Source organism: Rhodococcus globerulus (genome assembly GCF_019334125.1).
Taxonomy (GTDB): domain Bacteria; phylum Actinomycetota; class Actinomycetes; order Mycobacteriales; family Mycobacteriaceae; genus Rhodococcus_F; species Rhodococcus_F globerula.
Genome location: NZ_CP079698.1, coordinates 3,909,028 through 3,921,304 on the forward strand (window position 1 = coordinate 3,909,028; position 12,277 = coordinate 3,921,304).

Annotated in this window: 11 protein-coding genes; 4 read left to right on the forward strand and 7 right to left on the reverse strand. The window is 61.4% G+C overall.

From position 1 onward, the window contains the following. Positions 1-42: 42 nt before the first annotated feature. Positions 43-1,128: a TerC family protein gene (locus KYT97_RS17785; protein ID WP_219110353.1), complete on the reverse strand. Its 1,086-nt coding sequence runs from the start codon at positions 1,126-1,128 to the stop codon at positions 43-45. Between the two features lie 237 nt (positions 1,129-1,365). On the opposite strand from KYT97_RS17785, the gene KYT97_RS17790 reads away from it, so the two are divergent. Continuing rightward, the gene (locus KYT97_RS17790) at positions 1,366-1,713 is read left to right on the forward strand and encodes a hypothetical protein (protein WP_045066763.1); all 348 of its coding nucleotides are present in this window, start codon (positions 1,366-1,368) and stop codon (positions 1,711-1,713) included. Between the two features lie 6 nt (positions 1,714-1,719). Here KYT97_RS17790 and KYT97_RS17795 read toward each other — a convergent pair whose 3' ends face one another. The 3 genes from KYT97_RS17795 to KYT97_RS31125 all read right to left on the reverse strand — a co-directional run bounded on the left by KYT97_RS17795 (position 1,720) and on the right by KYT97_RS31125 (position 6,427). After that, the gene (locus KYT97_RS17795) at positions 1,720-2,931 is read right to left on the reverse strand and encodes a PucR family transcriptional regulator (protein WP_219110354.1); all 1,212 of its coding nucleotides are present in this window, start codon (positions 2,929-2,931) and stop codon (positions 1,720-1,722) included. A 26-nt stretch (positions 2,932-2,957) separates the two neighbouring features. Next, positions 2,958-4,511 carry a succinyl-CoA:acetate CoA-transferase ScpC gene (scpC, locus tag KYT97_RS17800; RefSeq protein ID WP_051730421.1) on the reverse strand — a complete coding sequence of 518 codons (1,554 nt, stop codon included), beginning with the start codon at positions 4,509-4,511 and terminating at the stop codon, positions 2,958-2,960. Positions 4,512-4,717: 206 nt separating this feature from the next. Then, positions 4,718-6,427, reverse strand: a complete 1,710-nt coding sequence (locus KYT97_RS31125) for a pentapeptide repeat-containing protein (protein ID WP_219110355.1) — start codon at positions 6,425-6,427, stop codon at positions 4,718-4,720. Between the two features lie 273 nt (positions 6,428-6,700). Here KYT97_RS31125 and KYT97_RS17810 point away from each other — a divergent pair, with 273 nt between their 5' ends. Then, a complete protein-coding gene (locus KYT97_RS17810) occupies positions 6,701-7,354 on the forward strand; it encodes a nucleoside/nucleotide kinase family protein (RefSeq protein WP_045066765.1) in 654 nt (217 codons plus the stop codon). Positions 7,355-7,405: 51 nt separating this feature from the next. On the opposite strand, the gene KYT97_RS17815 is transcribed toward KYT97_RS17810, so the two are convergent. From KYT97_RS17815 to KYT97_RS17825, 3 genes are read right to left on the reverse strand one after another with little or no spacing between them, the layout of a single operon-like run. Continuing rightward, positions 7,406-7,624 carry a cupin domain-containing protein gene (locus tag KYT97_RS17815; protein ID WP_239654643.1) on the reverse strand — a complete coding sequence of 73 codons (219 nt, stop codon included), beginning with the start codon at positions 7,622-7,624 and terminating at the stop codon, positions 7,406-7,408. Next, positions 7,590-9,239 carry a N,N-dimethylformamidase beta subunit family domain-containing protein gene (locus KYT97_RS17820; protein WP_239654644.1) on the reverse strand — a complete coding sequence of 550 codons (1,650 nt, stop codon included), beginning with the start codon at positions 9,237-9,239 and terminating at the stop codon, positions 7,590-7,592. Before KYT97_RS17820 ends, KYT97_RS17815 begins: the two co-directional genes overlap by 35 nt. After that, entirely contained in the window at positions 9,236-9,697 is a 462-nt protein-coding gene (locus KYT97_RS17825) for a hypothetical protein (RefSeq protein WP_179300776.1), read from the reverse strand. The genes KYT97_RS17820 and KYT97_RS17825 overlap by 4 nt, the downstream gene beginning before the upstream one ends. A gap of 258 nt (positions 9,698-9,955) precedes the next feature. Between KYT97_RS17825 and KYT97_RS17830 the strand changes: the two genes are divergently transcribed. Together KYT97_RS17830 and KYT97_RS17835 are read left to right on the forward strand one after the other, a co-directional pair. Then, complete coding sequence (locus tag KYT97_RS17830) at positions 9,956-11,002, forward strand: LacI family DNA-binding transcriptional regulator (RefSeq protein ID WP_095887378.1); 1,047 nt, start codon at positions 9,956-9,958, stop codon at positions 11,000-11,002. A 124-nt stretch (positions 11,003-11,126) separates the two neighbouring features. Beyond that, positions 11,127-11,960 carry an alpha/beta hydrolase family protein gene (locus KYT97_RS17835; protein WP_342393889.1) on the forward strand — a complete coding sequence of 278 codons (834 nt, stop codon included), beginning with the start codon at positions 11,127-11,129 and terminating at the stop codon, positions 11,958-11,960. Positions 11,961-12,277 lie beyond the last annotated feature (317 nt).

Sequence of the window (12,277 nt, forward strand, 5' to 3'; positions counted from 1 at the left end):
CGCAGACAGTGCGGTCTCCCTTTCATTCTCGGTCAGTCGGTATCAGCTCCTACTACGGGCATCCACCTTGTCGTCATCGTCGTCGCGCTCGCCGGCTGCGAGCTCGATGTCGGAATCCCGGGCGCCGGCGTCACCGCTCGCCTTCTCGAGCTCGACCGGTGTGTCACCTGACACGACCTCTTCTGCATCAGGCTTTTCCGGCAACGGCTTCTTGAGGCTCAAGATGATCGAGCCTGCCAGCACCACGATGATCACGGCGAGGCTTACCAGTGACGGAATCTCGGGGATGGAAGTGCTGATCACCTTGTGACCGGCCTGCATGATCAGCTTCACGCCGATGAAGGCGAGGATGATCGACAGTCCCTTGGACAGGTAGTGGAACTTCTCGAGTAGTCCCGAGAGCAGGAAGTACAGAGCACGAAGACCCAGGATCGCAAACGCGTTGCTGGAGTACACGATGAACGGGTCGTCGCTCACTGCCAGAACTGCCGGGACACTGTCGACGGCAAACACGAGGTCGGCCGCTTCGATGGCTACGACAACCGCGAACAGCGGTGTTGCGATGCGCTTTCCGGCTTCCTTCACGAAGAACTTGGTGCCGGCGTACTCGTCCTGAACCGGCATGATCTTGCGCAACATGCGAACCGCGAACGACGTGCCGGGGTCGAAGCTTTCGTCCTCGTCCTTGAGGAGCTTGTAGGCGCTGTAGAGCAGGATCGCGGCAAACACGAACAGGACTGCCGTGAACTTGCTGACGATCGCGACACCAGCGGCGAGGAAGATACCGCGGAAGATCAGGGCGCCGATGACACCGAAGAACAGCACGCGGTGCTGGTACTCACGCGGCACCTTGAAGTAACCGAAGATCAGGGCGAAAACAAACAGGTTGTCAACGGAGAGGCTCTTCTCCAGCAGCCAGGCCGTGGTGAATTCGACACCTGAGTCCACCCCCAAGGTCAGGGTGACAACCACCGCGAACACCAGCGACAAACCGACCCAGAGTGCACTCCACCTGGCGGCTTCCTTGAATCCGATGACGTGCGCGCCGCGGTGGGCAAGCAGGTCGATCAGCAGCATGATGACGATAACGGCGGCAAACGCGGCCCATGCCCACACGGGAACCGTCATCGCCGATCACCTACCCGACTGCCACGGTTAACTTCAGTCACGGGATTCTCCTTTGCCTGGAAGACGATTACTTCGATCACGACGGCCGTTTCACCGTCTTCACCAGTTTTCCTTGCCGACTTCAAACCATCACGGTCTATTTGTCGACGACTTTTCCCGCTGAAATTGCCGGGTTACGGCAATCTAGGCGTGATTATGCATGTCGGCAATCTGTCCGAGTGTTCTAGCCTGGCAAGCATGAGCACCTCGTTGTACTACTCCGCCGTTCGCCCTGAACCGTTGTCGGCCGACGAGAGGACGGAAATCGACCGTCTGATCGCCGTGCACAACGACGAGTTCCCCTTCGACGCCGAAGTCCTCGACTTGTACGACTCGGACATCCCGAACACGGTCCTGAACGGGTCCACCAAGATCTCGAACGACGAAACGGAAATCATCCCGTCCCTCGTGTACTGGTTCAACGCACTGACTGAACTCAGGCGTGCCTTGCCGAACGCGCAGTGGGATGTCTCGCTCGACGACACGCCCGTCGACTGGGACGACGAATCAGGCTATTCGCTACCCGGGTTGCCCGACATCAGCTGAGAGCAATCAGGTGAGCGGAGTTCGGGGCCAATCGAGAAGCTTGGCCCCGAGCACCGCCGCGTGCAGAGCAAAACCGTCGCCGGGATCATTCACGTTCTGGCCGGTGAGTTCGCGAATGCGATCCAACCGGTAGGTCACCGCCCGTACCGACAGGTGCAGATCCCGGGCCGTCTTTGCCGTGTTCCCTCCCGCCGCGAAGTAGGCGAGCAGCGTCTCCACCATCGGCTCTGCTCCCCCACGTGCTTCGAGCAGCGGCGTGAGGAGAGTCTGAATCAGGTCGGTGACCGCCGGCCTGTCGTTGACCAGCACGCGATAGACCAGCAGATCCCGCGCGTCGATTACCGGCGACTCGAGCGACAACCGCTGTGCGAGATCGAGTGCGTCGAGCGCTTCGCGGTACGACGCCACCACACCGGCGGCCGTTGTACGCGGTCGTCCGACCGCAATCTGCCAGGCCACGTCCATGGCGCGTCGTTGCAACTGAACGCGTCCGGCGCCATCGGCCCCGGATTCGAGAGCCAACCGAATTCCGCGAAGCACATGGTCGATTGCATCTCGATCCGGCGCCGCAAACACGATGACGAGTTTGCCGCTCTTGCTGGCGACCAGCGCGTCGGCATCACCTTTACTGCCGAGCACTGCACGCTCGACAGCGCCGACCAGAGGATTGTCGTCGGTGAATTCACGCGCAGCGGTCACGACTGCCACCGAATGCGGTCCGGACAAATGCAACCCGAAACTCGAAGCGCGAGCGAGCAATCCGACAACATCGGCGCCACCGGTCAACAAATCGTCCACAAATTCGCGGCGCGCGGATACTTGCGAACGCACGAGAGAGCGCTGCGCCAGCTGAAACCCCTCCGTCAGTTCCGCGACGGCGTCGTCGACAGCCCGGAGCATCACCTCGCCGGCTGCCACTACCGCGTTCGGATCCGATTGCGCTGCAATGACAGCGGGAAGCTCACGCCATAGGCGCCAGGCAGACGAGAGGTACAGATCAAGCAACGCACGTAACGCAACACCTTGCTCGGCCGCGTCCTCGCCACGGCTCCGGAATCGGTGAAGTTGCCTCCGCTGCAGCGGTTTACCGTCACAGACGGCTGAACTGATCACATCGAGGAAATCGCCGAGAAGTTCGATCGGCAATCCACCGGCGTCGTCTGCTCCCGCTACTGCAACCCGTCGAAGCACATCTGCGGGTACACCGGTTCCGTTCACTCCCGCATTCTCTCACTGCGCGGGTGTCAGGACAGATGCATCGAGCCCGTATCGATGTAGCGCTGATGGAACGAGAAAGCCTCGCCCAGGATGTGCGGAGTCTGACCCGCGCCCGGCTGTGCGTCGGCGCGGGCGACGTAGTCATGCAGCAGCGGACGGAATTCGGGGTGCGCACACTTGTCGATGATCAGGCGGGCGCGACGTCGCGGCGACAGGCCACGCAGATCAGCCAGGCCTTGCTCCGTGACAAGCACCTGGGTGTCGTGTTCGGTGTGGTCGACGTGCGGCACCATCGGGACGATCGCAGAAATCGCGCCACCTCGAGCTGTCGACGGGCTCAGGAACATCGAGACGTAGCCGTTGCGAGTGAAGTCGCCGGAACCGCCGATTCCGTTCATGATCTTCGTGCCCATGACGTGGGTCGAGTTCACGTTGCCGTAGATATCGGCCTCGAGCATGCCGTTCATCGCGATGACGCCGAGCCGGCGGATCACCTCGGGATGGTTGCTGATCTCCTGCGGACGCAACGTGATGTGTTCGCGGTAGAAATCGACGTTCGCGGTCAGTTCTTCGATGCCTTCTTCGGTGAGCGCCAAAGCCGTCGACGACGCATGCGCGACGGTTCCGTCCTTGATCAGCTTGAGCATCCCGTCCTGGATGACCTCGGAGTAGCAGGTCAGGCCGCGATACGGCCCCCGATCGAGACCGCCGAGCACCGCGTTTGCGACATTGCCGATGCCCGCCTGCAGCGGAAGCAAGGTATCCGCCGGCATCCGTCCAGCACGCACCTCGAAGTCGAAGAATTCCAGGACGTGGCCGGCGATCGCCTCGCTGACGGCGTCGGGTGCAGACAGGGGGCTCGCACTGTCGCGGCAGTTGGTCTCGACGACGGCAACTACCTTGGCGGGGTCGACCCGGAACGTCGTCTGACCGATCCGGTCCTCGACGCGAATGATCTCGAGTGGCTTGCGGTGAGGAGGGAGGGCAGTGCCGTAGTACACGTCATGCATGCCTTCCATAGCCTCGGGCACCCACGAATTGACCTCGAGAATGACTCTGTCGGCAACATCGAGCCAAGTTTTGTTGTTGCCGATCGATGCGGCGGGGATGAGCTCACCCGACGCGGTGATTCCGGCGACCTCGACAACTGCCACGTCGACCTTGCCGTAGTAGCCCTCCCAGACCTGCTGGGCAACGTGCGAGAGGTGAATGTCGACGTAGTCCATCCGGCCGTCGTTGATCCGCTTACGGGCTGTCGCCTCGGACTGATACGGCATGCGCAACGCGATGCCGTCGACCTCGGCGAGTAGGCGCTCGGTCTCGGTGGAGACCGAGGCGCCGGTCAGGAGGTTGATCGTGAAGTTCGACCCCTCCCCGCGGGTGTGGTGAATCCGCTCCGCCAGGGCAGGAACGATGACCTTGGGTGTGCCGGCGCTGGCAAAACCGCTGATCGCGACGGTATCGCCGGGGTGAATGAACTTCACCGCTTCCGCTGCGGACATCACTTTGGAAGCAAAAGCTGTGCTGCGAATACGTCCGGGGGCCGTTGTGTGCCCGGGCTCACCCAATGAGGAAGTCACGCCAACAGGATAAACACAGCCTGCCAAGGTCAAATATTCGGATTACCGAGACAGATTTGTTTCAACGTGATATGGCCGCGATCGATGGTCGACGCGGCCCGTACCCACAGTCCCCGAAACCACATTGCCCTCCGACCCCACGAAAGAGTTGACGGACAACGTCGTTGAGCATGTGCGCACCGATCGAGTGCGTTCGGCCGGGAAGGTCAGCTACCGAAGATCGAGCCGAGGGATCCGGTGACGGGTGGGTCGACGACCGGTGTCGTAGTGACGGTGAAGGTACCTGTACCTGTTGTCAGGACGTCGCCGCTCACGCTGGTGACGGTGCAGGTGACGGAGGTGGCCCCGACCGGAAACACGGTTCCGGAGGCGGGAGTGCAGGTGCCGAAAGTCAGCCCGGTGGGCATCGCGGGAACCGCCCAAGTTGCGGGGGCGCCGTCATTGGATGTGGCGGGGACGGTGATGTCGGACGGTAGTGCCGATGTACCGGTCAGGTTCGCACCTGTCAGGGTCACCCCGGTGAGGTTCGCGCCGGTGAGGTCTGCGCCGGTCAGATCCGCGTGGTAGAGGTCCGCGCCGGTCAGGTTCGTGCCCGCGAGATCCGTTCCGGTCAGGTTTGCGCCGGTCAGGTTGACGCCGGCGAGGTCCGTTCCGGCGAGGTTTTTTCCGGAGCAGTCGGTGGAGTTGCCGGCGGTGGGGTTGGCGACGTAGTTCCCGCACGCGCCGGCGATGATCTGGGCCGGGGTTTGCGTTGCGGCGGTGATGGTTCCGTTGACCTGCAACGTGGCCGGGGTTCCGACGCCGTTGTCGGCGGTGATGGTGAAGTTGATCGGTCCGGGGGCGGTAGGTGCTCCGGTCAGGACACCGGCGGAGGTCAGGGTGAGGCCGTCGGGAAGGGCCCCGACGGTGACGGTGATCTGCGGGGCGGGTGTTCCGGTGGCGGTGAAGGTATGTGGGAGTTCGGTGCCCACAGTCCCCGACAACGTGACGGGCGCGGAGGCGGCGAACCCGGGAGCTGCGGTATACGGGTTGACGGTGACCGTAACGGTCCCCGAACCGGACGCAAGGGTGTTTCCGGCGGTGCACGTGACGGTTGTAGTTCCGACGGGGAAGGTGGTCGGGGTGCCGATCGAGACCGCAATATCGGTCGGTCGGGTGCATTCGCCGAGCCCCACTCCCCGAACGCCCAGGGGTGAGGGAATTGTGACGGCAGCATCGGCCGGTGACGAGGCGGTCACCTGAACATCCGAGGGTATTGCTCTCGTTCCGGTCAGGTTCGCGCCGTACAGATACGAAAAGCTCAGGTCTGCGTCGGTCAGGTCCGCGTCAGTCAGGTTCGCGAGGACCATCGTGGCGGAGTACAGATACACCTCGGTCAGGTTCGCTCTGGTCAGATCGGCCTCCCACACATTTGCGCCGTACATGTTCGCGCCGGTCAGGTTCGCGTCGGTCAGGGTTCCGTAGCTCATGAAAGTGTTGCTCAAGGATGCGTCGATCAGGATCGCGCGGGTCAGGTTCACACCCGTCATTTGCGCGTCGCTCACGTCCGCGCCGGTCAGATCCGTGTCGGTCAGGTTAGCCTGCTCCAGTGTCGCGTAGCTCAAGTCCGCGGCGGTCAGGATTGCGTTTGTCAGTGTCGCACCGGCCAGGTCCGCGCCGATCAGGTTCGCGCCGGCCAGGTTCGCCTTCTGTAGGTTCGCGCCGGCGCAGTCGGACACTATGCCTTCAACAGGATCGGGGTTCGGGACATAGCGGACGCATGCACGGTTGAGGGTTTCAGCGACTGTTTCGGCGGCAGCGAAGCCGGCACCAGCAGTCACGAGCGAGGCCGTTGCGAGAACAACACCACCGAACGCAGCGACAATGCGACCGCAACGAGGACGAGTCCGCCCAGAGCGAGAATTGAGAATCGTCATCTATCGGCCTTCACACTCTGGGTCTCCGCACCGTGCGGCATGGCACCACAGCAGTAACCACCTGGAAAACGTAACGGATATCAGGGCATGAAACACCCAAAAAGAGTGGCCACTTTAGGCCTCGGGTACTAAGTGGCCGGAAACGCCCAACCGAGGGGCGAGTTCAGATAACCAGTCGAAGATCATCCGCCGTTGGACAATGGGCCGAAGCGCAATCAAAGGCATCGTGCAGCCGTCTTCTGAAACCGACATCCCGACCGAATGGAGCAACACGTGAGGACCTCACCGCCGACCGTCTCGCTGACGCTCGACCAGCTTGCCTCACGCGCTGCTTCACTGATTGCCGACAACCGTCGGTACGTCCTCGGCATCACGGGAGCACCTGGAGCCGGAAAATCGACGGCATCCCAGACCATCGCGCGAAAGCTGGGTACTCGATGCGCCATCGTCGAGATGGACGGCTTCCATCTCGCCAATCGGGAACTCGACAGGCTGGGCAGACGCGACCGAAAGGGTGCCCCCGACACTTTCGACGCTGACGGCTATGCGGCGCTACTACGTCGACTTCGAATGCAGGACAGCACGATCTACGCGCCGATCTTCGATCGCGAGATCGACGAATCCATCGGCAGCGCGGTGCCTGTCGACCCGGAGACTCCGCTGATTGTCACAGAAGGCAACTACCTTCTCTTCGAGACCGGAGCCTGGCCCGACGTCCGCGCGTCACTCGACGCCGTGTGGTATCTCGACGTTCCGGAAGAAACTCGCACGGAAAGACTGGTGACACGACACAGCCGCTTCGGAAGGAGTTCCGAAGCGGCTGCGGCGTGGGTACACGAGGTGGATCAACCGAATGCCGTTGCTGTCGAGGCAGTTCGGGTGCGGGCGGACCTGATTGTCAGGATCGAGCCGTCAGAGAGCCCGTGATGGGAGCTTTGGCCTTAGGATCGCCATAACGCCCATGCGACGAGGCAACGCTCATGAACGCGCTCCAGGAACAGCGACGAAGTACTTCTGGGACGGTTCGACGTTCTCCCACGTGCCGCCAAACGACTTCGGCACAAATGCGTCACCAGAAGCGAATTCGCGATGGTGTCGGTCGAGATCGACAAGTGCCACGCGGCCGCTGACCATGTTGCTTACTTCGTCGTACGGGTAGGGATCACAGTTGACCGGGGCCGAATGTTCGAATGTCATCGACTCTCGTGTCAGTTTCCCCCGCGTTGAAGCTCGAGATTTGTGCAGCAAATAGATTCAGTACATTTGAGGTGATCTTCTCGGTGAACGGATCGTGGTGAATCAGTCCATTCACCCATTCGGTAGAACCAGCGTTGAACACCGTTCCGAAACCTCGCTGGTGGCACGCGATCATTCCCGATCCGTATTCGAGATCACGAAGGTGCTCGGGCGGCTCACTCCCGTAGAAGCATTCGATAATGCCCCGCACCTCGGCAAAAGGTGCACCGATGGGAACCGCGCCGTTCCAATTGTCCCGTGAACCCGATACCGCCGGCGCCATCGCGATGATTTGCAGATCCTCGGGAGCACCGTCAACCCCGGTGGCGGAGGGCTGCCCCTTCGTGAACGTGTAATCCACTCCATCCATCTCGAATCCGGCCACACAGATCGGGGCGATCCCGAAGTTGTCGCCGTAATACAGGTCGGTTCCGTTCAGTGCCCAATGGTCCGGCCGGTACACCGTAAACCCGCCGGAGGACCGGGGAGTCGTTGCGCCATAACGGTTGTAGACACCAGCCATACCGGTCAAACCCATCGTCCACGCTCCCGGTCGGGCAACTTCGGGCGAATCCCATGCCGTTGTCACCCGCGTCGGATCAACCTCACGCATCGGATCATCGAACGGATTCTTGTAACAGACCTGTGCATCGCCCTCGATGCGGACCTGCCAGAGGAAGTTGCCGCCAAATCGCGCCAAACCTCCTCCGCCGTCAACGAACTCGTCGATTCGGTCGCGCATTTCCCATGACCAGTACTCATCGTGACCGACGACTACCGCACACGAATATCCCTGCAGTGCTGAAGGATCTTCGTGTAGATCATGCTGGGTTATGTGATGCACGCGGAAACCTTGCTCTTCCGCCCACACCGTGAACGGCCGTTCGTACGTCGCCCAAAAAGCATCGGCGTGATGACGCGAATAGCCGTTCACCCAGGCCCACTCGTAGGGTGGGTGTCTCGGAACCCAGCCCACTCCGGGAGTATCGGTGTGAATATTGCGCGCTGCACCTTCAGGTTTACGCAGCATTCCTCGCGCGATGGGGCGTTGCGTCGAGGAAATCGGTGTCGGCACGTCGCCGGAACCGTCCGGAACACCGCGGTAGTGATTGGCCCCGCCCCAGTCGTTGTAAGCCAACATCGTGCTCGTCGTGTGAATGAGAACCAGGTCGGCCAGCGCGGCGTCCCGCGAACGGACGATGAAAAAGCCTTCACGCTCGACGACGATGCCTTCGTGACGCATCCGTACGAGAATCAAATACATTCCCGAGGACCAATTCGAGGCGACTGTGAACGCGAGGGACTCAGACCATCCGCAGCCGACTGCATAGGCGTCCGCGGGCGTCGCCTGCTGCTTTCCGGGCAGACCGATGTACTTGACGATGCTATGGGGCCGTGCGCCGTCTCGCACGATCTCGAGGTCGTATTGGTCTGCGGTGGTGTGGACTCGAAGGGAGACGGTCTCGCCGGCGAAGTACGAGAACTTGTCTGCGTACACCCAGATCTCCGGCTCTCCCGAAAGCAATCCCGGCCGTTCGACCAAACCGCCGGGGACCGACCATGGGTGTTCGCTCATACCGACAGCACTTCGATCGAGTGGTTACGGACCCCCAGGCGCCGAAGAGCCCCCACCACGAATGCAGCGAGCAGTGGTGTTGCGAACCACAGATTATGAACAGTGGACAAGCCCGCCATAGTGCCCATGCCAAGTGCCAGGCGGACCTTCTCGCTGATGTCCACTCGGCTATATCCCACGGCCGTGACCAGAACGGCAACCATCAGCGCGCCTGTAGAAATCGGTATCGAGATATCGAAAAGGTTGTCGAGCGTGGACGACGTGAAAATACCGCAGGCGACAACAAAACCGATCTGGCCACCGAGATCGCCGACATAGGCCACTACCGAAGATCCCGCGCCGAACCCCTCCGCGATGTAGGCGCTGTTGGTAGTGCCCGAGCAAAGGTCATGAGGAGCTCGAGGCGGATGCGTGGCGGGACTTGTACCCGTTGGCCGCAGGTCGGTTTTGTCGGTCATGCAATGACTCCGTGCGTTATCGCAATATGCGCTTGGCTGAAACGAGTGCGTCGGGTTCATCCGAATTGGTTCGACGTTGTGCCGACGTTCCACGAGCGTGCCGAATCGTTTCTTCAGTGTCAATAGCTGTGATGAAACGATTCTGCACTCGAATGTCACTAGACGACCGTCCACTAGGCTTGCCTTCTTTTGCCTTGCCGAAACGATTGGGCGTTAACCTGTAGTAGAAACCGACCAGGGAGTAAGGAAACCAGCCCGATGATCACGCCGAACGTCCCGACGCTTCGCGATGTCGCGGCTGCTGCCGGCGTCGCGGTGTCGACAGTCTCCTACGCACTCAATGGCAAGGGCCGAGTCGACGGGACGACCCGGGCGCGCGTTCAAGAGGTGGCCGACCGCCTGGGTTACCGGGCAAATCGCTCGGCACAGAATCTTCGGACCGGCCGGACTGCCACCCTCGGACTGATGCTCCCCACTCGGGACGAGTTGTCATCGTCCGAGTACCTCAACTTCGACTGGTACGGCCGCGTGGCTACCGCCGCCACTCAGGCCGCGTTTCATGCGGATCACTCACTCCTGCTACTGCCGTCGATGAAAGACCCGAACGGGCTGCGGCGCATCGAGATGGACGGCGCTCTCGTCGTCGACCCGATGACGCACGACCCTCGCGTCGATGTATTGAACAAGCTCGGAATCCCTACTGTCGCAGTGGGCCCGGGAAGTCGCGAACAGTTCGGATGGACCATCTCACCGAATCTCTTCGCCACGACCGAAACGCTCCTGGACCACCTCACTGAGAAGGGCGCGACAGACATCCTCGTCCTCAATCCCGGAATGGATTCGGCGTGGAACCGCGCGACAACCACCGCTTACCGCGAGTGGTGCCGCACCCACAGCGTGACACCCAGAGCGACGGATGAACTTGCAACGTTCGAAGGTGTCGATACCGTCGAAAAACTCGTCGCCGCTGCGTATTCGACGACTCACGAAGCACTGACATCCGAGAATCCACCGGACGCGATCCTTTCGTTCATCCTCGGCTGCGCTCCTGCTGCTGCACGAGCGGCGCTCGATCTCGGTCTGTCAATTCCTGGAAGCATCTTGATCGCCCAGAACAGCGACGAACCCGCTCTACTGATCTCCGATCCCCCGATCACCGCCGTCGACTTCTTCCCCGAAGAACAGGCAGCATTGGCAGTGGATGCACTGCTAGCCCTGATCAACGGCGACGAACCGCGCAACCAGGGCCACACTCGGGGCGAACTTCGCGTCAGAGTCAGCACGGACCGAACCGTCGGCACCTGAAATTCACTTGTCGTAGATAGACTCCTATTTACGACAATCTCCCCAGCGTGACGAGAGGAATCCGGCCATCGCGCACCGCTCCGCCAACCGGCTGCTTCGGTATGTCGCGGTTGCGCTGGTCTGCTTGTTCACCCTAGTTATTTCCGTTTCCAGCGCGGCGGGCACCGATCGATCCGTAGCACCGTTACGCATTTCCTATGCCGCCGACACGGACACGTTCGGGGATTTGTATCTACCCCCCGGCGACGGAGATTCACTACCAGTGGTTGTCCTCATTCACGGTGGCGGATGGGCCCAGAAAAGTAACCTCGACTACGCAGGCGCGTGGGCTCGATCGTTGACGCCCTACGGAATTGCCGTGTGGAACATCGAGTATCGGCGCGTGGGCGGGCACGGCGGATGGCCGACCACTCTCTCGGACACCGTCACGGCAACAAACGCCTTGGCCGACGCTGTGCAGGAAAAGGCTTCCGGAAGACTGGATCTGGGCCGCGTGCACGTAGCCGGCTACTCGGCCGGCGGCCAACTCGCCGCCTGGGCAGCGTCGCGACCTAGCCAAGGTATCGACGCGCCCGACCCTGCTCTCACAGTATCCATTCGATCAGCCACCGTTATGGCCGGTGTCTTCGACATGGAACTCGCGGCCACATCCGGCAAGGATCGATTTGTTCGAAATCTTCTGGGCGGCATGCCGTCCGACTACCCGGATCGATACCGTGTTGCCTCGCCGATCGAACATCTTCCCATCGGCATCCCGGTCACAGCACTGCACGGGCAAGCTGACCGGGTGGTCTCGATCGAGCAGAGCCGACGCTATGCCGACGCCGCCCGCGCGGCCGGTGATCGCGTCGACCTGATCGAACTTCCCGGCGTCGGCCACGGCGAATTCACCAACACCGAATCCGCAGCCTGGGCTACCACCAAGCAAGCGATAATCGATCACATAAATACCCCTTGAGCAGGTGAAACCACCTACTGTGAGCATGATCGCCCGGAAAAGGATTAGCTGAAACCGACACCATGACGTACGGTGGGGTTATCAGAGGGCAGCCGTCAGTCAGGCAGCCGGTCGCTTCGCCCGGAACGACAGTTCCAAAACTCGTTCCAGGGGCAAGACTTCCAGTTCGGTGCAAATCCGCGCCTTTGATCACTACGCACTTTCATCAGTCCCGCAGATTGTTGACCAGGCCGAAGACTCCGACGGAGTCCGCCGCCAATCGCGTACCGACTGCACCAGTATCAACATGCGCTACACACCGCACGGGTCCAAAACCC